General features: G+C 47.0%; 22 protein-coding genes and 1 tRNA gene. 21 read left to right on the top strand and 2 right to left on the bottom strand.

The window, feature by feature from the left end; all coding sequences use genetic code 11:
- Positions 1-31: 31 nt before the first annotated feature.
- From hisD to J2736_RS30920, 15 genes are all read left to right on the top strand, one after another.
- Positions 32-1,318, top strand: a complete 1,287-nt coding sequence (gene hisD, locus J2736_RS30990; RefSeq protein ID WP_310502449.1) for a histidinol dehydrogenase — start codon at positions 32-34, stop codon at positions 1,316-1,318.
- Positions 1,319-1,927: an imidazoleglycerol-phosphate dehydratase HisB gene (gene hisB / locus J2736_RS30985; protein WP_310502430.1), complete on the top strand. Its 609-nt coding sequence runs from the start codon at positions 1,319-1,321 to the stop codon at positions 1,925-1,927.
- Positions 1,928-1,929: 2 nt separating this feature from the next.
- Positions 1,930-2,535 (top strand): imidazole glycerol phosphate synthase subunit HisH, encoded by a 606-nt coding sequence (gene hisH / locus J2736_RS30980; protein WP_310502429.1) that lies wholly within the window; start codon positions 1,930-1,932, stop codon positions 2,533-2,535.
- A gap of 25 nt (positions 2,536-2,560) precedes the next feature.
- Entirely contained in the window at positions 2,561-3,319 is a 759-nt protein-coding gene (hisF, locus tag J2736_RS30975; RefSeq protein ID WP_056611288.1) for an imidazole glycerol phosphate synthase subunit HisF, read from the top strand.
- On the top strand, positions 3,316-3,969 hold the full coding sequence (hisIE, locus tag J2736_RS30970) for a bifunctional phosphoribosyl-AMP cyclohydrolase/phosphoribosyl-ATP diphosphatase HisIE (protein WP_310502428.1): 654 nt from the start codon (positions 3,316-3,318) through the stop codon (positions 3,967-3,969). Before hisF ends, hisIE begins: the two co-directional genes overlap by 4 nt.
- A 26-nt stretch (positions 3,970-3,995) precedes the next feature.
- Entirely contained in the window at positions 3,996-4,802 is an 807-nt protein-coding gene (hisJ, locus tag J2736_RS30965) for a histidinol-phosphatase HisJ (RefSeq protein ID WP_310502427.1), read from the top strand.
- Between the two features lie 74 nt (positions 4,803-4,876).
- Complete coding sequence (locus J2736_RS30960) at positions 4,877-5,827, top strand: ribose-phosphate diphosphokinase (protein WP_310502426.1); 951 nt, start codon at positions 4,877-4,879, stop codon at positions 5,825-5,827.
- 137 nt (positions 5,828-5,964) lie between these two features.
- Positions 5,965-7,701, top strand: a complete 1,737-nt coding sequence (locus J2736_RS30955) for a tetratricopeptide repeat protein (protein WP_310502425.1) — start codon at positions 5,965-5,967, stop codon at positions 7,699-7,701.
- A 109-nt stretch (positions 7,702-7,810) separates the two neighbouring features.
- Positions 7,811-8,758, top strand: a complete 948-nt coding sequence (gene trxB, locus J2736_RS30950) for a thioredoxin-disulfide reductase (RefSeq protein WP_310502424.1) — start codon at positions 7,811-7,813, stop codon at positions 8,756-8,758.
- A 159-nt stretch (positions 8,759-8,917) separates the two neighbouring features.
- The gene (locus tag J2736_RS30945) at positions 8,918-9,865 is read left to right on the top strand and encodes an ROK family glucokinase (RefSeq protein ID WP_310502423.1); all 948 of its coding nucleotides are present in this window, start codon (positions 8,918-8,920) and stop codon (positions 9,863-9,865) included.
- A 73-nt stretch (positions 9,866-9,938) separates the two neighbouring features.
- The gene (gene rapZ / locus J2736_RS30940; RefSeq protein WP_310502422.1) at positions 9,939-10,826 is read left to right on the top strand and encodes an RNase adapter RapZ; all 888 of its coding nucleotides are present in this window, start codon (positions 9,939-9,941) and stop codon (positions 10,824-10,826) included.
- Positions 10,827-10,969: 143 nt separating this feature from the next.
- Complete coding sequence (locus tag J2736_RS30935) at positions 10,970-11,953, top strand: gluconeogenesis factor YvcK family protein (protein WP_310502421.1); 984 nt, start codon at positions 10,970-10,972, stop codon at positions 11,951-11,953.
- 5 nt (positions 11,954-11,958) lie between these two features.
- Positions 11,959-12,891 carry a DNA-binding protein WhiA gene (gene whiA, locus J2736_RS30930; protein ID WP_310502448.1) on the top strand — a complete coding sequence of 311 codons (933 nt, stop codon included), beginning with the start codon at positions 11,959-11,961 and terminating at the stop codon, positions 12,889-12,891.
- A gap of 147 nt (positions 12,892-13,038) precedes the next feature.
- Entirely contained in the window at positions 13,039-13,308 is a 270-nt protein-coding gene (locus J2736_RS30925) for an HPr family phosphocarrier protein (protein ID WP_028555561.1), read from the top strand.
- Positions 13,309-13,521: 213 nt separating this feature from the next.
- Positions 13,522-15,285, top strand: a complete 1,764-nt coding sequence (locus J2736_RS30920; RefSeq protein ID WP_310502420.1) for a stalk domain-containing protein — start codon at positions 13,522-13,524, stop codon at positions 15,283-15,285.
- A gap of 73 nt (positions 15,286-15,358) precedes the next feature.
- On the opposite strand, the gene clpP is transcribed toward J2736_RS30920, so the two are convergent.
- Together clpP and J2736_RS30910 are read right to left on the bottom strand one after the other, a co-directional pair.
- Positions 15,359-15,940, bottom strand: a complete 582-nt coding sequence (gene clpP / locus J2736_RS30915; protein ID WP_065851305.1) for an ATP-dependent Clp endopeptidase proteolytic subunit ClpP — start codon at positions 15,938-15,940, stop codon at positions 15,359-15,361.
- Positions 15,941-16,109: 169 nt separating this feature from the next.
- Positions 16,110-16,181, bottom strand: a tRNA-Arg gene (locus tag J2736_RS30910).
- Positions 16,182-16,444: 263 nt separating this feature from the next.
- On the opposite strand from J2736_RS30910, the gene J2736_RS30905 reads away from it, so the two are divergent.
- The 6 genes from J2736_RS30905 (at position 16,445) to eno (ending at position 23,514) form a co-directional block, all read left to right on the top strand.
- The gene (locus J2736_RS30905) at positions 16,445-17,470 is read left to right on the top strand and encodes a sugar-binding transcriptional regulator (protein ID WP_310502419.1); all 1,026 of its coding nucleotides are present in this window, start codon (positions 16,445-16,447) and stop codon (positions 17,468-17,470) included.
- Positions 17,471-17,554: 84 nt separating this feature from the next.
- A complete protein-coding gene (gene gap, locus J2736_RS30900; RefSeq protein ID WP_310502418.1) occupies positions 17,555-18,562 on the top strand; it encodes a type I glyceraldehyde-3-phosphate dehydrogenase in 1,008 nt (335 codons plus the stop codon).
- A gap of 121 nt (positions 18,563-18,683) precedes the next feature.
- On the top strand, positions 18,684-19,865 hold the full coding sequence (locus J2736_RS30895; RefSeq protein ID WP_310502417.1) for a phosphoglycerate kinase: 1,182 nt from the start codon (positions 18,684-18,686) through the stop codon (positions 19,863-19,865).
- 33 nt (positions 19,866-19,898) lie between these two features.
- The gene (gene tpiA, locus J2736_RS30890; RefSeq protein ID WP_310502416.1) at positions 19,899-20,651 is read left to right on the top strand and encodes a triose-phosphate isomerase; all 753 of its coding nucleotides are present in this window, start codon (positions 19,899-19,901) and stop codon (positions 20,649-20,651) included.
- A 1-nt stretch (position 20,652) separates the two neighbouring features.
- A complete protein-coding gene (gene gpmI, locus J2736_RS30885; protein WP_310502415.1) occupies positions 20,653-22,191 on the top strand; it encodes a 2,3-bisphosphoglycerate-independent phosphoglycerate mutase in 1,539 nt (512 codons plus the stop codon).
- Positions 22,192-22,221: 30 nt separating this feature from the next.
- A complete protein-coding gene (eno, locus tag J2736_RS30880) occupies positions 22,222-23,514 on the top strand; it encodes a phosphopyruvate hydratase (RefSeq protein ID WP_056611239.1) in 1,293 nt (430 codons plus the stop codon).
- The last annotated feature ends 15 nt before the right edge of the window (positions 23,515-23,529 follow it).

Below are 23,529 nucleotides of genomic sequence, written 5' to 3'. Positions count from 1 at the left end.
GAAGAACGCAAGATGAGAGAGGATGATGAAGATGCGGATCATGCCCGCCTCCGAATTTCAATTAAACCGCGAGGTCGAATACGGCTCACCGGAGCAAAATGAGTCCGTCCGCCGCATCATCGATGAGGTGCGGCAGGACGGGGACACCGCACTGCGGCGCCTAGCGCAGCAGTTTGACGGTGTCGAAGTCGCTGAGCTTCGCGTCAGCGACGAAGAGATCCAGGCGGCGTACGCGCAAGTCGACGCCGCATTCTTGGCGGCGCTGCGTCAAGCCGCCGCTAACATTCGTGCGTTTCATGAGAAGCAGAAACGCAACTCATGGATGGACCTGCAGCCGGACGGCAGTCTGCTGGGCCAAATCATCCGACCGCTGAAGCGGGTCGGATTGTACGTGCCCGGAGGGAAGGCGGCGTACCCTTCCTCCGTGCTCATGAACGCCATCCCTGCGATCGTCGCAGGGGTGCCGGAGATCGCGATGGTGACGCCACCGTCCACCGCGGGCGAAGAAGGCATTAACCCGCATATTCTCGTGGCAGCAGCCGAAGCGGGTGTGAAAGAGATCTACCGCGTAGGCGGGGCGCAGGCGATTGCCGCGCTGGCCTACGGGACAGACTCGATCGCGCCGGTCGACAAAATCGTCGGCCCTGGCAACATCTACGTCGCGCTGGCGAAGCGCTTTGTGTTCGGCGTCGTCGATATCGACATGATCGCCGGACCAACCGATATTGTCGTGCTCGCTGACGAGCACGCCGATCCTGAATACGTCGCGGCCGATTTGCTAGCGCAGGCCGAGCATGATGAGATGTCACCGTCGATTCTGGTGACACCTTCACCCGAGCTAGCCGAAGAAGTACGGCTAGCGTTATGGCGGCAACTGGATCTGTTGCCGAAGAAAGCCATTGCCGCCGTCTCCACGGCGACGAAAGGCGCGATCCTGCTTGTCGACTCACTCGACGAAGGCGTGGACGTGATCAATCGCTTGGCGCCGGAGCACTGTGAGCTGCTGGTGCAGGATCCTTTCACGTGGCTGCCTCGCATTGAGAATGCAGGAGCCATTTTCTTAGGCGCCTATAGCACAGAGCCTGTCGGCGATTATTTTGCCGGCCCTAACCACGTGCTGCCAACGAATGGCACAGCACGATTCTCATCGCCACTGAATGTGGACGATTTTCTCAAAAAATCAAGCGTCATTCACTATAGCAAGGAAGCTTTACTCGCAAACGGTGAGATGATCATGACTTTGGCCCGTAATGAAGGGCTGGAAGGTCATGCGCGTGCCGTAGAAATCAGACTTAAAAAGGAAGGGAAGTTGACCTAGATGGCGGAACAGGACCAAGTAAGAGCTCGCTCAGCGAGTGTAGCCCGTAGGACGAATGAAACGGACATTAAACTTTCTTTTGACGTAGACGGTACAGGAATTTCGGAACTCCAAACAGATGTTCCCTTCCTGAATCATATGCTCGATTTATTCACGAAGCACGGTATTTTTAACTTGAAAGTGGATGCGAAAGGCGATATCGAAATCGATGATCACCACACGGTAGAGGATATTGGTATTTGTCTAGGCCAAACCCTGCGTGAAGCACTCGGCGACAAGAAAGGCATCAAACGCTACGCAAGTGTATTCGTTCCGATGGATGAAGCATTGGCACAAGTTGTGATTGATATCAGCAACCGACCACATTTCGAATACCGTGCAGAGTACCCGACAGCGAATGTTGGCAGCTTTGAAACACAGCTGGTAAAAGAGTTCCTGTGGAAATTCGCGCTAGAAGCTCGTATTACTTTGCATGTTATTGTGCATTACGGTGATAACACGCATCACATGATCGAAGGCGTATTTAAAGCGCTGGGTCGTGCACTGGATGAAGCAACAACGATTGATCCTCGTGTGCAGGGGGTTCCTTCGACGAAAGGAATGTTGTAGGCATGATCGCGATTATCGATTACGGAATGGGCAATTTACATAGCGTGAGCAAAGCGGTGGAGCGGCTCGGTTATGAAGCAGTTGTTACCGGAGATCCGGTGCAAATTCTGGCGGCAGAAGGCGCCATTCTTCCTGGTGTCGGAGCGTTCGGGGATGCGATGGAGCATCTACGTGAGTCGGGCTTGGATGAGGTTGTTAAGCAATATGCGGCGTCTGGTAAGCCTATGATTGGCATTTGTTTAGGGATGCAACTATTGTTCTCCAGCAGTGAAGAGCATGGACAACATGAGGGCCTAGGGCTTCTGCCAGGTACAGTTGTACGTTTCCGCGGAGACTACAAAGTGCCGCATATGGGCTGGAATCGTCTCAGCTACAAGCAAAGTGAGAGTCCTATTTTTAAAGGGATTGAGGAAGGGCATGTGTATTTCGTGCACTCCTACCATGCGAAGCCGGAGCGGGAAAGCGATTTGTTGGCAGTAACAGATTACTATCAACCTGTAACAGCTATCGTTGGCCGTGACAACGTCTATGGCATGCAGTTCCACCCTGAGAAAAGCGGCGATATCGGTATGCAGCTGTTGGGCAATTTTTTGACATTGTGTAAATAAGGTTGTCTCAAAGGAGGTGCTGAGCATGTTAGCCAAAAGAATTATCCCTTGTCTCGACGTCAAGGATGGCCGAGTGGTGAAGGGCGTAAATTTTGTGAATTTACGTGATGCTGGTGATCCGGTTGAGCTTGCGGCGATATATGATAAAGAAGGTGCGGATGAGCTGGTGTTTCTCGATATTTCCGCTTCGGTTGAAGGGCGCGCGACGATGGTCGAGGTTGTCCGTCAAACGGCTGGCGAGATTACCATTCCGTTCACGGTAGGCGGCGGCATCTCAAGTGTCGATGATATGAAACGACTTCTTCGAGCAGGCGCGGACAAAATTGGAATCAACACGGCAGCGGTGCTTAATCCTCAGCTCGTTTCGGACGGTGCACGGAAGTTTGGCTCGCAATGTATTGTTGTAGCCATCGATGCGAAGTTCAATCCCGAGTGGGGCGAGTGGGAAGTATACACCCATGGTGGACGCAAACCGACGGGCATTAAGACGTTGGAATGGGCAAAACGCGTGGAAGAGTTAGGTGCAGGTGAAATCCTGCTAACGAGCATGGATGCTGACGGAACGAAGGACGGTTTTGATTTGAAGCTGACACGTGCGGTATCCGAGCTGCTGACGATTCCTGTGATTGCTTCTGGCGGAGCGGGAAAAGCCGAGCATTTCTATGATGTATTCACCGAAGGTAAAGCTGATGCGGGGCTGGCGGCAACGATTTTTCATTATAAAGAATTAACGATAGACGGGGTCAAGGCTGACCTAAAAGGCAAAGGAGTTGAGATTCGATGACATTTTCAGTAGATCAAATTAAATATGACGCGCAGGGTCTTGTGCCTGCCATTGTGCAAGATGCGGTAAGTAAAGAAGTTCTCATGCTGGCTTATATGAACAGCGAGTCTTTGCAACGTACGATTCAAACGGGTGACACGTGGTTCTGGAGCCGTTCACGTAATGAGCTTTGGAATAAAGGGGCAACTTCGGGTCATACGCAAAAGGTAAAAGCACTTCGCTACGACTGCGACGCGGACGCGCTTCTTGTTCTTGTTGAGCAAGTAGGACCTGCTTGTCATAACGGGACGTACACCTGTTTCACAGCGAACATTCCGGTGGAAGGTTCTGAAGAAACATCGGCGCCTACGGCTGGTGGCGATCGTTTCGCTATTTTAGCTGAACTCGAAGCGGTGATCGCTTCCCGTGACGCAGAGCGTCCTGAGGGTGCGTATACGACTTACCTTTTCGAAAAAGGTGTCGATAAAATCCTTAAAAAAGTAGGCGAAGAGACGGCAGAAGTCATTATTGCAGCTAAAAATAAAGACAATGAAGAGCTTCGTTATGAAGCGAGCGATCTTATTTTTCACTTAATGGTCCTTTTACGTAATAATAAATTGCCATTGGATGATATTATGAAAGAGCTGGCTAATCGTCACGTCAAAAAATAAAGTAAACGACCTGGAGTGAATTCACGATGTTGATTGATTATCATACACATCATGTGCGCTGCGGTCATGCCTCTGGGGAACTGGAGGAATACGTCAAACGCGGCATCGAGATCGGGCTTACCCAGTTGGGGCTTTCTGATCATATGCCGCTTTTGCATGTCGACCCGCAGACGTATTGGCCAGAAATGGCGATGCCGAAGGAGGAGCTTCCCCGTTATGTGGAAGAATGCCTTCTTCTCAAAGAGAAATACAAAGATCAGATCGATATCCGTGTGGGTCTGGAAGGCGATTATGTGGAGGGCTACGAGACAGATATTGCGGCCATCATTGATGCGTACCCTTGGGATTATGTGATCGGCTCGGTTCATTTTCTCGGTGAGTGGGATATTTCCGATTTTAGACAGCTCGCAGGTTGGGAAGGTAAGGATATTTTTGAAGTTTATACCCAATACTACGAGGCAGTGAAGAAAGCAGTCCGAACCGGACTGTATGACTATATCGGACATATCGATATGATCAAACGATTTGGTTATGTGCCGGATCGTGATACGTGGGAGCTGGAAAAGGCTGCTTTAGATACCGTGAAGGAATACGGAATGGCGATCGAATTGAATGCCTCCGGCCTGCGCCATCCGTGTAAAGAGATGTTCCCAAGCCGCCGTATGCTGGAATACTGCCATAAGGTGGGAATTCCGGTGACCCTCGGATCTGATGCGCACCAGCCGGAACGGTTGTCTCAGTATTTGGATGAGGCTAGAGAGCTATTAAAAACGATTGGATTTAACGAAATAGCCACATTTTCTGCTCGAAAACGACAACTTGTGACTTTTTAATTTCGACACGTATCATGTATAATGAATAGGACTGTATAATCTATTTAATGAACCTTCGGAGGTAACCATTAACCATGCATAGCGACAATGTTAAAATTTTTTCCGGATCTTCGAATCCGAAGCTTGCGGAAAGTATTTGTAAAGAGCTCGGCCAGCCGCTAGGACAAATCAAATTATCACGTTTCAAAAGCGGAGAAATTTATTGCCTTTACGAAGAAACGATTCGTAACTGCGACGTGTTTCTGGTACAAACCTTCTCCCATCCGATTAATGAGCATATGATGGAGCTTTTGGTCATGATGGATGCGGCGAAAAGAGCATCTGCAAAAACGATCAACCTTGTCATCCCATACTATGGTTACTCTCGTCAAGAACGTAAAGCAGCTCCGCGTGAGCCGATTTCAGCTAAATTAGTCGCTGACTTGTTCGCGTCAGCAGGCGCAACTCGTGTTGTTACGATTGATCTCCATGCGCCAGCGATTCAAGGTTTCTTCAATATCCCTGTGGATCACCTGACAGCTCTTGATCTTATTAGTGACTGCATTAAGAAGAAAAATTTACCGAATCCAATTATCGTTTCTCCGGATGCGGGACGTGCGACAACAGCTGAGAAAATGGCTAACATTCTCGATGCGCCTTTCGCCATGATGATTAAAAAACGCCCTGAGCATAATGAATCTGTGATTACGCACGTGATCGGGGATGTTGCAGGACGTACACCAATTATTATCGAGGATTTAATCGATACGGGTACTACGATTGTTAACGTTGTGGAAAGCTTAAAAGAGCGCGGTGCGCTGGATGTTTACATCTGTGCAACACACCCTGTCTTCTCTGGCCCAGCGTTGCAACGTCTGGATCACCCTAGCATTAAAGAAGTCATTATTACGGATTCGATTGCGATTCCAGAGGGCCATTCAAGTAAGTTTAATGTACTTTCTGTGGCACCATTGTTGTCCGATGCAGTTCGCATTATTACAGATGGTGGGTCCCTATCCTCCCTATTCAAATACGGCGGCGTATAAGGAAACTTAAAGGCGACTTTTTAAGTCTTTATTTGTATAGGATCCAGGTCCAAATCTTACCTTCGGATAATGTTTTTGGCTTCTTAGCGATCTATGGTATAATTTGAGTGTAATCAAATTGCCGGAGGTGTCTTGCTATGGAAAAGAAAAAGCGTATATCCGAAGCGCCAAAACCAAAAGTTATATCAATTAACATGGATGCCGCATTCTTTTTCGAGAGAGCGGTTCAATCTTTGGATCGGTTTCATTATGATAAGGCATTGAAATATTTCCGGCGGGCGGCAGAGTATGAGCAGGATAATCCTGTGAATCACTGCAATCTCGCAGGAGTTCTCTCCGAAGTGGGCAATTATGACGAGTCGAACCAAATTTTGCAGCATATCCTTGAAACCATCGATCCCGAGATGACAGAATGTCACTTTTATATGGCGAACAACTATGCCAACATGGAAAACTTCGAGCAGGCAGAACAAGCATTGGTTCGGTATTTGGAGAATGACCCCACAGGGCAATTCATGGACGAATCCGAAGAAATGATGGAAATGCTGAGCTACGAGCTTGATCGTCCCGCCCCTCTCACTAGCATCAAGAGTCGAGAAGGGCTGTTCGAGCATGATAAAGCCCGTGCGTTGCTGGAGGAAGGTAAGTTCGCAGAAGCGGTAAGGCAGTTGGAGAAATTAGTGAAGAAACAACCTGATTTCACCGCAGCCCGCAACAATTTAGCGCTGGCTTATTATTATATGGGCCAGTTCGAGAAAGCAATGGAAACGATCCGCGAAGTGCTGGTTATCGATCCTGGTAACCTCCATGCACTTTGTAATATGGCGATTTTCCATCAGCATTTCGGCAACAAGAAGGAACTTGCAGAGCTTACTGAGCTGTTAGGTAAGACGTATCCGTTCCAACAGGAGCATGTGTTCAAGCTGGCAACGACGATGGGTATTCTTGCTCAACATGAGAAAGCGTACCATCTGTTCAAACGTTTGTTGAAAGCTGGGGACGGAGGTACAGACCCTTGCTTGTATCATTATGCGGCTGTTGCTGCGTGCCACATCGGTCGGTTCTCTGAAGCGTACCGCTTATGGAAGCAGGTTCAGAAGCTGGATCCAGGTGCTGAAATCTCGAAGTTCTACTTAGAGCAGCTACGGATAAGAGAGAAATCAGCGCTTCCGCTGACTTGGAGCTATCACTATCATCTGCCATTCGAAGAGCAGTTCCGTGCACTTGAGAAATCAACGCAAGGCATTCCTGATCAACTGAAGAAAGACCCGCTTGTGCGGTCATCATTCTTCTGGGCTTTGCGTCATGGCGATGTAGAGACGAAGCTTCAAGTGATTCAAGCCTTTGGTTTGATTGCGGACAACGAAGTGAGAGACGCTCTTCAGGATTTCATTCTAGATCACAAAGAGGATGATTATTTGAAGAAGGTTGCCATCTTCGTACTGCGAAGCATGGGCATTCGCGAGTCCCTTCCTGCCTATCTCGAGAATAAGGACATCATGGTAGAGGCTTCTCCGTACTCGCCTCATCTTCCCGTATGGGATGCAAGTTGGCAGCGAGTCATGGAAACGGCGCTATCGCATATGCACAAGCGTTACGATATGGTTCAGCAGTATGATTTAGAAATTCTGTGGGTCGAATTTCTAACGAAGATGTACCCGAATGTGCCTAAGATTCTCAAATCGGAGGGCTGGGCGGCAGCGTTAGAATATTTGATTGCCAAAATGCATCGTCGTACGATTTCCTATCAGGAAGTGGCTACACGATATGGCGTCACGGTTTCCACGGTTAGTCGGCATGTAAAGCTCATTGACGACACCTGTGGTTTACGCGAAAAAATGGATGCAATTTTCAACAAGTTTACAAATCTTTGATGGCCGAGCTTGATCCCTTTATGAAAGTTTCGGCTTTCATACATATAGATGAATGGATTGTTAAACTAAAGATAGCTTTCCTCAGGAAAGCAACTAGGAGGGAAATCATATGTACAAATCAGTCGTAGTAGGAACAGGACCATCCGGTCTAACAGCAGCAATTTACCTAGCGCGTGCGAACCTTAGCCCGCTCGTTATTGAAGGACCAGAACCAGGCGGTCAGTTGACAACAACTACAGAAGTAGAGAATTTCCCAGGATTTCCCGAAGGGATTATGGGACCTGAATTAATGGAAAACATGCGCAAGCAGGCTGAACGCTTTGGCGCTGAATTTAAAACAGGTTGGGTTAACTCTGTTGAATTGACGAACCGCCCTTTCAAACTACAAGTTGAGGGTCTAGGCGAAATCGAAACAGAAACACTGATTATTTCCACAGGTGCGTCTGCAAGATTGCTTGGAATTTCCAATGAGAAAGAGAACATTGGGCACGGCGTAAGTACATGTGCAACGTGTGATGGCTTCTTCTTCCGTGGTAAAAAGATTATCGTCGTTGGCGGTGGTGACTCTGCTATGGAAGAAGCCAACTTCTTGACTCGATTCGCTTCAGAAGTGCGTTTGGTTCATCGCCGCGATGAGCTTCGTGCCTCCAAAATCATGCAAGACCGCGCTCGTGGTAACGAGAAAGTGAAGTGGTCGCTGAATAACACGCCGTTAGAAGTTGTAGCGGGTGACAAAGGCGTTACTGGCCTTAAAGTGAAAAACAACCAAACAGGTGAAGATGAAATCCTTGAAACAGACGGTATCTTCGTAGCCATCGGTCATACGCCGAACACGAAGTTCCTCGGTGGACAAATTGACACAGATGAGCATGGTTACATCGTCGTGAAACCTGGTACGACAGAGACGAATATCCCAGGCGTATTCGCTTGTGGTGACGTGCAAGATACGAAGTATCGTCAGGCTATTACAGCTGCTGGAAGCGGATGTGCTGCAGCACTGGAAGCTGAGAAGTTCCTTGAAGGCAACAGCGTACACGACTGGAGTATTTCTCTGTAAGTCGTTATGGCAATTCAGTTAACGTGGAGGGCTACGCTTTCCACGTTTTCTCTTTTAACAGGGTATGGAAGAATCTTGACCTCCCGGCAGTGTTGTCTTATAGTGGGAACAGGAGCAAATGCCCGAAAATTTTATGATTATTCATGAGGTGACCTTGTAATGTCCAATCAAATTTATATCGGTGTAGATCTAGGCGGCACGAATATTAAAGTAGGTATTTGTGATGAGCAAGGTAAGCTTCTTAAGACGTTAGAGGGTCCAACTTCACCAGAACTAGGTGCAGAGTCAGTCCTTGAACGTATTGCGCAGTATGTACGACAAATTGTCGAAGAGTCTGAGTTTTCGTGGGAGCAAGTAGCAGGAATTGGCGCAGGCTTAGCTGGATTTATGGATATTCCAGAAGGCTTCGTGAAGTTCTCTCCGAATCTGCAGTGGCATAACGTACCGGCGAAGAAGACGCTTGAAGCGCTTCTGGGTAAACAAGTTAAAATTGATAACGATGCGAACGTTGCTGCTCTTGGAGAAGCTTGGGCTGGCGCAGGAGCGGGCATTCCGAACGTAGTATGCTATACACTTGGAACGGGTGTTGGCGGCGGTATCATTATTAACGGTAAAATTTATCAAGGGTCTGCTGGCATGGCTGGCGAGCTTGGTCATATGTCCATCGTTCCTGACATTGAAGCGATTCAGTGTGGATGCGGACAAATGGGTTGTCTTGAAACAGTTTCTTCTGCAACAGGCATAGTTCGTATGGCTAAGGAAGCGGTGGAACGCGGTGAGCGTACATCATTAGCCCTCCACGAGAAAATTGAAGCTAAGCATGTGTTTGATGATGCGAAAAGCGGAGATGAAGTGGCTATGCGCATCGTAAATCGTGCTGCTTATTATATTGGGCGTTCCATGGCGGCGTTAGCTGTTGTGATTAATCCTAAGCGCTTCATTATTGGCGGTGGCGTATCGAAAGCTGGAGAAATTCTATTCCAACCTATTCGTGAAACGTTCCTTAAATTTACACCAGAAGCAGCTGCTGAAGGCGTTGAGATCGTTGCTGCGACACTTGGCAATGACGCAGGCGTTGTTGGAGCTGCAGGGTTGAATTTGCGCTAGAAGGCTAGACCGGGTTCGTAGATGAACAGGACAGAGCTGGTCTGCGAAAGCCCCCCAAAGGAAGGTGTCATTCATGGAAGAAAACCACCCTTTAGCGAAACTGGTCATCATTACAGGAATGTCGGGTGCAGGCAAGACTATTGCTGTTCAAAGTATGGAGGATCTAGGATTCTTCTGCGTTGATAACTTACCTCCCGTTTTAATTCCGAAGTTTGCTGAATTAATCGTGCAATCGATGGGTAAAATCGGCAAAGTAGCTTTGGTTATTGATCTGCGCGGGCGTGAATTTTTCACTTCGCTCCAAGAGTCTTTACGTTATATCCAAGAGAATTACACGCTTAGCTACGAAATTCTATTCTTGGACGCGACCGACGGGACACTTGTTCAGCGGTATAAAGAAAGTCGACGTCGCCATCCATTGGCGCCAGATGGGGCGCCGCTTGAGGGAATAGGTCTTGAACGTAAGCTGCTAGAGGAACTCAAAGGTCTGGCTACGCAGGTCATTGACACTAGCAGTTTGAAGCCGGTGCAATTGAAGGAAAGAATCATTTCCAGGTTCACCAATCTAGAAGCTAATCGCATATCTATAAATGTTATCTCATTCGGTTTCAAGTACGGTGTCCCTATTGACGCTGATCTCATCTTCGATGTGCGTTTTTTGCCCAATCCTCATTATGTGGAGCAACTGCGACCACAAACGGGTCAAGATCCTGATGTCTACGACTATGTGATGAAGTGGTCGGAGACACAAGAATTTCTGACGAAGCTGCTGGATATGCTGAATTTCTTAATGCCTCAGTATAAAAAAGAAGGCAAGAGTCAGGTTGTTGTGGGTATTGGCTGCACAGGAGGCAAACATAGATCAGTTGCCATTACGGAATATCTAGGTAAAGTCATGGGGAACAGTGAAACTGAAACCGTGCGTCTAAGTCATCGCGATTCCGAGCGGGACCGTTTATAGACGGCTATGTGACCCCGTTAGAGAGTATAAGTTTCCGATTGCGAAAACTGCTTTCTAACTGGCGATAAAACCTTCCTATTACAGCGGTCGCTCAGCTTTGAACGACTTCGATAGAGGTTTTCTCATAAGAGGGTGAAAGAAGTATGGAGCTTGGTCAATTACAACGTAAGCCCCGAATAGTCGTTATTGGCGGTGGAACAGGGCTCTCGGTTATGCTGAGAGGACTGAAGGAAAAGCCGGTTGATATCACTGCTATCGTGACCGTTGCAGACGATGGAGGAAGTTCGGGTATCTTGCGAAGCGAACTGCAGATGCCGCCTCCGGGAGATATTCGAAATGTGTTAACATCACTAGCGGATGTCGAGCCTTTATTGTCTTTGATGTTGCAGTATCGATTTCAGAATGGTACAGGTTTAGCTGGACATAGTCTGGGAAATCTAATACTAGCGGCATTGACAGATATTACAGGTGATTTTGTTACCGCTGTGCAAGAAATGAATCGCGTATTTGCTGTTCGTGGAAGAGTCCTTCCGGCGTCGAATCAAGCGATCGTGTTGAAAGCCATTATGGAGGACGGGACTTTAGTCGTTGGGGAGTCCAAAATACCGAAGGCGAATGGACGAATCAAGAAAGTATTTATTGAGCCGGCGGGTGTAACGCCACTCACCGAAGCGATTCAAGCTATACGTGAGGCGGATGCCATCTTGTGCGGACCTGGCAGTTTATATACCAGTTTGCTGCCGAATCTGCTTGTTCCAGGGATAGCGCAGGAGATCGAGGCATCGAATGCTGTGAAATTGTTCATATGTAATGTCATGACACAGCCTGGTGAAACCGATGATTATTCCGTGAGTGATCATCTGGATGCGATTTATGAACACTTAGGTCAGCATTTGTTCGATTATGTGATTGTGAATAATGGTGAGATTCCACCGCAGGTGCAAGCCAAATATGCGGAAAAAGGTTCAAAAGCGGTTCATTTAGATTTGGATGAAGTGACGAAAAGAGGATATCGAGTAATTGCCGATCGTTTGGTCTTATTCCGTACTTATCTTCGTCATGATGCAGAGAAATTGAGTGACCATATCTATCAGCTCGTCGAAAGCTGGCTGTTAAGGAAGAAGTGAGTCCCTTGTCCTTTGCGGCAACAACCAAAAAAGAATTAACTTTAATCAATGATTCGGAGCCGTGTTGTGAAAAAGCGGAACTGTCCGCACTCATTCGGATGAATGGGGCTGTACAGTTAACGAGCCAGCGTGTTGTCTTGGATGTATCCACGGAGAACGCAGCGATAGCTCGGCGGATTTACTCGCTGATCAAGAAGACGTATAATACACACACGGAGCTACTTGTGCGTAAGAAAATGCGTCTTAAGAAGAATAATGTGTACATTGTTAGGGTTCCTGGTCAAGTACAGGAGCTGCTCAGTGATTTAAAGATTGTCTCTGAGGGATTTATCTTTACGACGGGGATTAACAAAGACATTATTCGCGGCAATTGCTGTAAGCGTGCTTATCTTCGGGGAGCTTTCATGGCTGGTGGTTCTGTTAATAATCCGGAGGGATCTTCCTATCATTTGGAAATCGCTTCGATTTATGAAGAACACTGTAAAGCATTAACACAGCTTGCGAACAAGTTTGACTTGAACGCCCGTTTCATTGAACGCAAGAAAGGGTTCGTGCTGTACATCAAGGAAGGCGAGAAAATTATCGAATTTCTCAACATCATTGGGGCTCATCAGGCGCTGTTGCGATTCGAAGATGTCCGTATAATGAAGGATATGAGAAATTCCGTTAATCGCATCGTGAACTGTGAGACGGCGAACTTGAACAAAACGATCGGAGCCGCTGTTAGGCAAATCGAGAATATTCGGTTGTTGCAACGTGAGATTGGTCTAGATAGCTTACCTGAGAAGTTGAGAGAGGTTGCGGAGATTAGACTTGCGCATCCTGACTTGAATTTGAAGGAAGTTGGTGACATGCTTTCGGGCAGTGTTAGTAAGTCAGGTGTGAATCATCGCCTGCGAAAAATAGACGAATTAGCCGAAAAACACCGAAATTCGTAGATAAGACGGGGCTGTACATCGCTTGTATAAGTTTTTCGCATTTTTTCTAGTGTACTTGAAGGAAAAATGCTATAATATTAAAACATAAGGTAAACGCTGTTATTAATAGTAATCCATATAAGCTCCACACTAGGGGGAATTAGTTCCATGTCCAGACGTCCAGTCGTTGTGAAGTTGAGAACAGGACTTCATGCCAGACCTGCGGCATTGTTTGTTCAAGAGGCGAATAAGTTTTCATCGGAGATCTTTGTTGAGAAAGATGAGAAGAAAGTGAATGCGAAGAGCATCATGGGAATTATGAGTCTTGCGATCAGCACAGGGACCGAAGTCTTCATAAGTGCAGAAGGTTCGGATGCAGAGCAGGCTGTAAACGCTTTAGTCACATTAGTTAGTAAGGAAGAGTTGGAAAACCAATAATTTCTTTAAAAGCCACCTTTCGAGGGGGCTTTTTTGCACTTTGTAGAAGCGAATGAGGAGCATTCTAAAAGTGTCAAATTTGTTAACAATTGGTGGTAGGGGGAAACCTTTTTCATTCGGCTACGTCTAATAAGCGTGGTCGTGATGGATAAGGCTATTTGCATTTCAAAAGCCGCCGCCTACCCTAAGCTTGAAAGAAGGAGCCGAAGTGAAATGAATGTAGTAAAGAAAGAAATGATTGCTCTACTTGCTGTACTTGTATTTCTAGTAAGCACAATTACAGCACCAGCTGCGCACGCAGTATCAACAAGCTCGTCCTTTATTTTACTTTATATCGATAAAGCAGAAGCATTTGTGAATCAGGAGCAGATTCATCTAGAGTCGCCATCAACGATTATTGATGGCAGTACCTTTGTTCCGGCCAAATTCTTGGGTGATACGTTAGGATTTAAAGTGGAATGGAACGAATTGTCTCGTACGATTCAAATGACTCCTTCAGGCTATAACATTGTTCTAGATTCCGATCACAAGACGGTGACAACGAATGGGGTCGACATTCCATTTAATTCAGTGGCTGCGATTGTGAATGGCAAGTTGCTGGTGAAGCTGACATGGTTAGCTGATTACATGGGTGCGAAGTACACGTATAACAATGAACTAAGACGTGTAGAAATCGTACATTTTAAAGCGCCTGAGGGCATCTACATCGATCAAGATAGCAATTCTCGCCCAGTAGCCAAGTTTGCGACTGCGAAGCCTACATACAGGCTTGGTGAGCCTGTTAAGTATTTGGATTTGAGTTATGATCCAGATGCAGAAGGGATCGTATCTTTCGATTGGACAGGGAATCAAGAAGCCTTCTTCAAAGCTGGCCAATATCCAGTAACCTTAACGGTGAAGGATGGTCATGGACATGTAAGTAAATTGTTCAAAAGTTATGTAACTGTGGTGAATGAACCGTATTTATCTGAAGTAGAGTTCCCGATATACATGAAGCCGGTTGGCGGGTTCATCAAAACGAACTGGGCGACCATTTGGAATCATTTTAATGAATTGCCAATGCTTCCGAAGGACGTGAAAGAAGTACAAGGGCGTACGCTGCTTGTCAGCGACAGTCCGGAAGAATTCACATCCAGCGGTATTTTGTATCAAGATAATATCAATGGTAAAGCTCGTTTATACGCGGATCATATCAATGGTACGAAAAACAAGATGACAATGGCTATCTTCGCAACAAACAACACGGATAAACCGATTACGATCAAAACAACAAACAAAGGTGAAGTATATCCTTCTGTTTACGCGAACTTGATCGGCAGCGAAGCTTCGGTGGATTTCTTGCTTAACAATGTGTACACGGATGAAATGACGGTTCTGCCAGGGGCGAGTTATGTGTATGCGAAATTGCCTGAGTTCTATCCTGGGCAAGGTGTGAATTTGTTCTATGATGTGGAGACGAATGGCGAGCTTCAAATGTCCTTTATCGCAACGGATAAAATGCTGACGCCAACGACAGTAAAGGAGTTGCCTTTACTCGCGTTTAATGGGCATGTTCGGGGTACGTTCCCGGTTTCTGAGATTCAATGGAAAATTGACGCTTCCAGCTTTACGAAACCTTCTGTCTTAACGATCGGTGATAATAAAACGGATCCGTTCGTCAAAGGGTATGATGTGATGCGTAAGCAAGATGTGGAGAATGGCGGCAACTACGGTGTGGTCTATAAGATTCATGCGGATAAGCCGCGCAAAATGGCTGTGATGATCATGGCCAGAGGCGGTGTGTTCAAAGGGCCGTTCAAAATTAACGGTGAGATCATTCCTGTGCCTTACTCCGGTGTTATTACCGCGTTCGACGGCATGGAAGTGTTAGCACGCACGACAGGGACGGAAGATGCACTCGATATTGAGTTTACACCTCCAGCAGGCTCGGCGTTCCCGATTGATTTAATTTTCTACCCATTGGAAGATTTGAAATAAGACAAACAAAAAACCAGCCGATCTTCAGCGCTCAGGAGCGTGAGGATCAAGCTGGTTTTTTTCATGTATAAAATTAGACGCGCTCGATGACTTTATCGATGAGTCCGTATTCGGCTGCTTCTTTCGCACTCATGAAGTTATCACGGTCTGTATCCTTCTCGATGCGCTCGAACGATTGTCCTGTACGCTCTGCAAGGATCGTGTTCAGGTTGTCTCTCATTTTCAAAATGCGCTTCGCGCGAATTTCAATATCAGAGGCTTGGCCTTCAGCGCCGCCTAGCGGTTGGTGAATCATGACTTCGCTGTTCGGAAGCGCGTAACGCTTGCCTTTGGCACCAGCTGTGAGCAAGAATGCGCCCATGGAAGCTGCCATACCAACGCAGATCGTGGATACGTCTGGTTTGATGAACTGCATCGTGTCGAAGATCGCCATACCAGCTGTGATGGAGCCGCCTGGGCTGTTAATGTAAAGCGAGATATCTTTATCAGGATCTTGTGCGGCCAAGAAGAGCAACTGAGCAATGATGGAATTCGCCACAACATCGTTGACACCCGTGCCTAAGAATATAATGCGGTCCTTCAGCAAGCGAGAGTAGATGTCATATCCTCTTTCACCGCGCGCGTCTTGTTCGACGACCATAGGAATAAAACTCATGAGAATGACCTCCTTGGGGTTGGGTTACCTACTATTGGGTACATACTATTTACAGTATCTACAAGTATGATAACGAAAAAACCTCCGAAGGTCAAGAAAGGTCAAACTAAACACAAAAAAAATCAGCTAAAGGCTGATTTGGGGTACTGCCTATCTAATTATTACTGGACGCGCCCGAAAGGAATCGAACCTTTATCTCAGGCTTCGGAGGCCTACGTCATATCCATTGGACCACGGGCGCATAGTATAGAAATAGTGAAGCAAGGGTTATTATAAGTCAGCTTTCTAGAAAAAGCAAGAAGGTAAGCCCTTACAGGCCCATTTGGAGAAAAATGTTTGAACAAATGTTGAATGTTGCGCAGGAAATGGTTATAATAAAAACTGTAATCGAGAAACATTATAAGAAATGCGCAAGGAACTTTTTTTTCACCCGGGTGGGACGCAAAATGTATACCCGGGACATAAAACGTCCAACAATGGATCAGGAGCGTTCAAAGTCGTCCTATGAGAGAGATTCTAGACATACAGAAACAGCTCATGCCTGATCTTATGGACATCATGAAGAAGCGGTACTCGATTCTGCAGCACATCTTGGTTTCCGGCGTCGTTGGAAGAAGGACCTTAGCGTCCTCACTCGACATGACGGAGCGCGTGCTCCGCGGTGAAGTTGATTTCTTGAAGGAGCTTGGGCTTCTGGAATTTGACGCAAGCGGTATGAAGATCAGCGAGTCTGGTCGTCAGTTGCTGGAGGATATGCAGCCGATCATTAAGATGGCTTTCGGTCTGACAGATTTGGAAGACAGTATTGCCAAGGCATTTAACCTGTCGAATGTGATTATCGTTCCAGGGGATTCCGACACGTCGGTATTTACGAAGAAGGAGCTTGGACGCGCTGGCGCGGCCGCCTTACGTAAATATATTGCCAAAGATGATATCATCGCGGTTACGGGTGGATCTACGATGGCGCAAATAGCCAATAACCTGGCACTTTCATCATCAATGAAAGGCAGCTTGTTCGTTCCTGCACGCGGTGGACTTGGTGAAAGCGTGGATATGCAAGCCAACACGATTGCTTCCATCATGGCTAAGAAAACTGGCGGGAAATACAGATTGCTGCATGTGCCCGATCATCTTGGAGAAGAAGCGTATCAATCGCTCATTCAGGATCCACAGATTCAGGAAGTTGTTGACGCAGTGCGCAGTTGTCGCATTGTTGTACATGGTATCGGAGATGCTATGGTCATGGCACGCCGCCGTAAGGTGGATGCGGGGACTACGAGTAGTCTGACAGCCGATGGGGCGCTTGCTGAGGCGCTTGGGTATTATTTTGACCGCCAAGGGAATGTGGTTCATAAGATGCCGACAGTCGGATTACGGCTTGAGGATCTGCATCGGGTGGAAGTGGTCATTGGTGTCGCTGGCGGGAAGAGCAAAGGTGAAGCCATCGCTTCTGTGCTCAGACATGGGCAGGAAGATGTGCTAGTAACGGATGAAGCAGCGGCTTTGGAAATTATGAAGCATGTACAATGAAGAAGTATGACATCATAACGTGTGCCCTTATCGGCTTACGTTTTGAAATATATAAAATGCATGTAAACCTAGGAGGAATTGACTATGACAACAAAAGTAGGTATTAACGGTTTCGGACGTATTGGTCGTAACGTATTCCGCGCAGCATTGAACAACCCAGATGTACAGATCGTAGCAGTAAACGATTTGACTGACGTTAAAACATTGGCTCACTTGCTTAAATATGACACTACTCACGGTAAACTAGACGCTACAGTTGAAGCTGGCGAAGGTGAATTGATCGTTAACGGTCGTTCCATCAAGGTTTTTGCTGAGCGTAACCCTGGGGATCTGCCATGGGGATCTGTAGGCGCTGAAATCGTAATCGAGTCCACTGGTATTTTCACAGCGAAAGAAAAAGCAGCTCTTCACTTGAACGGTGGAGCTAAAAAAGTTATCATCTCCGCTCCAGCGACTGATGAAGATATCACAATCGTACTTGGTGTTAACGAAGACAAATACGATCCAGCTGCTCACACAATCATCTCCAATGCTTCTTGTACGACAAACTGTCTAGCTCCTTTCGCGAAAGTAATCAACGATCAATTCGGAATCGTAAAAGGTATGATGACAACTGTTCACTCTTACACAAACGATCAATCCGTTCTTGACGTTCCACATAAAGACCTTCGTCGTGCTCGTGCAGCAGCTGAGAACATCATTCCTTCCAGCACTGGCGCAGCTAAAGCAATCGGTCTAGTTCTTCCTGAGCTTAAAGGCAAATTGAACGGTATGGCTATGCGTGTTCCTACACCTAACGTATCCGTAACTGATTTGGTTGTTGAGCTTAAAGTTAACGTAACTGTTGACGAAGTAAACGCAGCTTTGAAAGCAGCTTCTGAAGGCCCTATGAAAGGCATTCTTAACTACACAGAAGATGCACTTGTATCCAGCGACTTCAATGGTGACCCAGCTTCTTCCACAATCGACGCTTTGTCCACAATGGTAGTTGGCGACAACATGTTGAAAGTAGTTTCCTGGTACGATAACGAGTGGGGTTACTCCAACCGCGTTGTTGACTTGGTAGCTTTCATCGCGAAAAAAGGCCTGTAATTTCATAATCATCACATAAAAAAACCACATGAAGGGGAGAAGCGATTCTCCTCTTTATGTGCGATTTACCATGTAAATGGATAGAAGCGGAAGAAAACCATACGTTCAGGAGGCTTTTACGATGAATAAGAAAAGTGTTCGCGATGTTGAAGTAGCTGGTAAAAGAGTATTTGTTCGCGTTGATTTCAACGTGCCTGTAGAAAACGGTCAAATCACTGACGATACCCGTATCAGAGAAACGCTTCCTACAATTAAATACTTAGTAGAGCAAGGCGCTAAAGTTATTCTTGCAGCGCATTTTGGTCGTCCAAATGGACAAGTGGTGGAAGAGCTTCGTTTAACACCAGTTGCTGCGAAATTGGCTGAGCTTCTTGGTCAAAACGTGATCAAAGCGGATCAATCCGTTGGTGAAATCGTAAAAGCACAAGTGGATGCGCTTGAAAATGGCGATGTTCTTTTGCTTGAAAACGTTCGTTTCAACGAAGGTGAAGAGAAGAATGATCCAGAGCTTGCTAAAGCTTTCGCTGATCTTGCTGATCTTTTCGTGAATGATGCATTCGGTGCTGCTCACCGTGCACATGCTTCAACTTCAGGCATCGCAGCTTACATCCCAGCTGTTTCCGGTCTTTTGATGGAGAAGGAGCTTGATGTTCTTGGTAAAGCGTTGAACAACCCTGAGCGTCCTTTCACAGCGATTGTGGGCGGATCCAAGGTAAAAGATAAAATCGCAGTTATTGAAAACCTCCTGAACATTGCAGATAACGTCTTGATCGGCGGCGGTCTGTCCTATACATTCTTGAAAGCACAAGGTTATGAAATTGGTAAATCGCTTTTGGATAACTCCAAACTTGATCTAGCGCTTAGCTTTATTGCGAAAGCCAAAGAAAAAGGTGTTAACTTCTTGCTTCCTGTAGATATCGTTGTTACGGATAAATTCAGTGCAGATGCAAACACGCAAATCGTTGATATCGACAGCATTCCTGCAGATTGGGAAGGCATTGACATCGGACCGAAAACACGTGAAATGTACGCAGATGTTATCGCGAAATCCAAACTAGTTGTTTGGAACGGACCGATGGGCGTATTCGAAATTGAGCCTTTCTCCCACGGTACACGTGCAGTAGCACAAGCTTGTGCAACATCTGAGGGTTACACAGTGATCGGTGGTGGAGATTCCGCTGCAGCAACTGAGAAATTCCACTTGGCTGAGCAAATGAACCATATGTCCACAGGCGGCGGCGCTTCCTTGGAGTTTATGGAAGGTAAAGCATTGCCAGGCGTAGTAGCACTTAACGATAAATAAAAATTATTTCCCCATAAAAAAGGAGCCTGACTCATGAGCAGAACACCGATTATCGCGGGTAACTGGAAAATGTTCAAAACCGTTTCCGAAGCAATCAGCTTCGTGAACGAAGTAAAAGGGGGCACGGTTGAAGGCGTAGAGGCAGTTATTTGCTCCCCTTTTACTAACCTACCTGCACTTGTCGAAGCTACAAAAGGTACAAACGTACACGTTGGCGCACAAAACCTTCACTTTGAAGATAACGGCGCGTTCACAGGTGAAATCAGCGGCGTGATGCTGAAAGATCTTGGCGTTGAATATGTCATCATCGGCCACTCCGAGCGTAGAGCTTACTTCGCTGAGTCCGACGAAATCGTGAACAAGAAAGTCGTTGCGGCTTTCAAACACGGCTTGAAACCAATTCTTTGCGTAGGCGAGAAATTGGAAGAGCGTGAAGCAGGTCAAACGAAAGACGTTTGTAAAGTACAAACAGAAGCAGCTTTCGCTGGTCTGAGTGCAGAGCAAGCAGCACAAGTCGTTATCGCATACGAGCCAATCTGGGCAATCGGTACTGGTAAATCCTCCACAGCGGAAGATGCACAAGACGTGATTGGTTACATTCGTACATTGGTTAGTGGACTTTATGGCGCATCCGTTGCAGATGCAGTTCGCATCCAATACGGCGGCAGCGTGAAGCCTAACAACATTGCTGAATACATGGCACAACCTGATATCGATGGCGCACTTGTTGGTGGAGCGAGCTTAGAGTCTGCTTCTTACATCCAACTCATCCAGGGGGCGAAGTAACATGTCCAGACCGAAACCGGTAGCACTCATCATTCTCGATGGCTTCGGACTCCGCTCGGAAGAGCAGGGGAATGCGGTTGCTCATGCCAAAAAGCCGAACTACGACCGTTACTGGTCGACGTTTCCTCATACTACCCTCACTGCTTGCGGTGAGGCTGTAGGTTTGCCAGAAGGCCAGATGGGGAATTCTGAAGTAGGACACCTGAACATCGGCGCTGGCCGTACCGTGTATCAGGATCTGACGCGGATTTCGAAATCGATTCGTGATGGCGAATTTTTCGATAATGAAACCATTCTAGGCGCTGTTCGTCATGCCAAAGAACACGCGAAGAAGCTGCACCTGTACGGTTTGCTTTCGGACGGAGGCGTGCACAGTCACATTAAGCATTTGTTTGCCTTGCTGGATTTGTGCAAGAAAGAACAGTTCGGCGAAGTTTACATCCACGCATTCCTGGATGGCCGCGACGTGGCTCCAGATTCTGCGAAGGGGTATATGGCAGAGCTTTTGAACAAGATCGCGGAAGTCGGCGTAGGCAAAATTGCGACCGTACAAGGCCGCTATTATGCGATGGATCGCGACAAACGCTGGGAGCGTACGGAGAAATCCTACCGCGCGATGGTGTATGGCGAAGGACCTACTTATACGGATCCGATGCAAGCGATTGTTGAATCCTACGAGAAATCCGTCTATGACGAGTTCGTTATGCCAACGGTTATCGTTGGTGACAACGGTAAGCCGGTAGGACTTGTAGAATCAGGCGATGCCGTCATTTTCTTCAACTTCCGTCCAGACCGTGCGATTCAGTTATCGCAAGTCTTCACGAATGAAGACTTCCGCGGCTTCGATCGCGGTCCTAAAGTAGCAAAGAACCTCTACTACGTGTGTCTGACGCTGTTCAGCGAGTCCGTAGACGGTTTCGTAGCGTACAAACCGAAGGATCTCGATAACACGCTGGGCGAGGTGCTGGCTCAGAACGGTCTGAAGCAGCTCCGTGCAGCAGAAACCGAGAAGTACCCGCACGTAACGTTCTTCTTCAGCGGCGGTCGTGATGCGGAACTGCCAGGTGAAACTCGCCTGTTGATTCCTTCACCGAAGGTTGCTACGTATGACTTGAAACCGGAAATGAGCGCTTACGAATTAGCGGAAGCGGTTGTGAAGGAAGTTGAAGCTGAGAAGCATGATGTTATCATCTTGAACTTTGCTAACCCAGACATGGTAGGTCACTCTGGTTTGCTTGAGCCAACGGTGAAAGCGATCGAGGCGACAGACGAGTGTCTTGGTAAAGTGGTTGAAGCGATCCTAGCCAAAGGTGGCGTTGTCTGCATCACAGCGGACCACGGCAACGCGGATGTAGTGACGAATGCAGACGGCTCACGCAACACAGCACATACAACGAATCCGGTGCCTTTTATTGTGACGGACAAATCTGTTACACTAAGAGATGGCGGTATTCTGGCAGATATTGCACCAACGATGCTAGATTTTTTGAAATTGAATCAACCACAGCAAATGACGGGTGCAACGATTCTAAACAAATAATTTATATTATTGAAGGAGTGTTTAATCACAATGACAATTATTTCTGATGTTTACGCACGCGAAGTATTGGATTCCCGCGGTAACCCAACAGTTGAAGTAGAAGTATACCTTGAGTCCGGCGCATTCGGCCGTGCTATCGTCCCTTCAGGCGCTTCCACAGGCGCATACGAAGCTGTTGAGCTTCGTGATGGTGACAAAGGTCGTTACCTTGGTAAAGGCGTTCTTAAAGCTGTTGAGAACGTAAATGAAATCATCGCTCCTGAAATCATCGGCCTAGACGCTCTTGATCAAGTTGGCATCGACAACAAAATGATCGAGCTTGATGGAACTCCTAACAAAGCTAAATTGGGAGCTAACGCAATTCTAGCAGTTTCCATGGCTGTTGCTCGTGCAGCTGCTGACGCTTTGGACGTGCCATTGTACGTGTATCTTGGTGGATTCAATGCCAAAACGCTTCCAGTTCCAATGATGAACATCATCAACGGTGGGGCGCACGCTGACAACAACGTTGACGTTCAAGAGTTCATGGTTCTTCCAGTAGGCGCTCCAACTTTCAAAGAAGCTCTTCGCATCGGCGCAGAGATTTTCCATAGCTTGAAATCCGTATTGAAAGAAAAAGGCCTTAACACAGCAGTTGGCGACGAAGGCGGATTCGCTCCTAACTTCAAATCCAACGAAGAAGCAATCACGACAATCCTTACAGCGATCGAAAACGCTGGTTACAAACCAGGTGTTGACGTATTCTTGGGTATGGACGTTGCTTCCACAGAGTTCTTCAAAGATGGTAAATACCACCTTGAAGGCGAAGGCAAATCCTTCACATCCGCTGAGTGGGTTGACTTCTTAGCTGCTTGGGTTGATAAATACCCAATCATCACTGTTGAAGATGGTTGCTCCGAAGACGATTGGGAAGGTTGGAAATTGCTTACTGAGAAATTGGGTAACAAAATTCAACTCGTTGGTGACGATCTGTTCGTTACGAACACTGAGCGTCTATCCCGCGGTATCGAAGAAAACATCGGTAACTCCATCTTGGTTAAAGTTAACCAAATCGGTACGCTTACTGAGACTTTCGATGCAATCGAAATGGCTAAACGCGCTGGTTACACAGCAGTTATCTCCCACCGTTCCGGTGAGAGCGAAGACAGCACAATCGCTGACATCGCTGTTGCTACAAACGCTGGTCAAATCAAAACAGGTGCTCCGTCCCGTACGGACCGTGTAGCGAAATACAACCAACTTCTTCGTATCGAAGATGAGTTGTTCACTGTAGCTCAATACGCTGGTAAAAAAGCATTCTACAACTTGAGAAACTTCAAATAATTCGCTTCGTATATA

The organism is Paenibacillus qinlingensis (genome assembly GCF_031455095.1).
GTDB classification, from domain to species: Bacteria; Bacillota; Bacilli; order Paenibacillales; family NBRC-103111; genus Paenibacillus_E; species Paenibacillus_E qinlingensis_A.
Note: the sequence above shows the minus strand (reverse complement) of the source record. Positions and strands in the feature narration are given on the sequence as shown.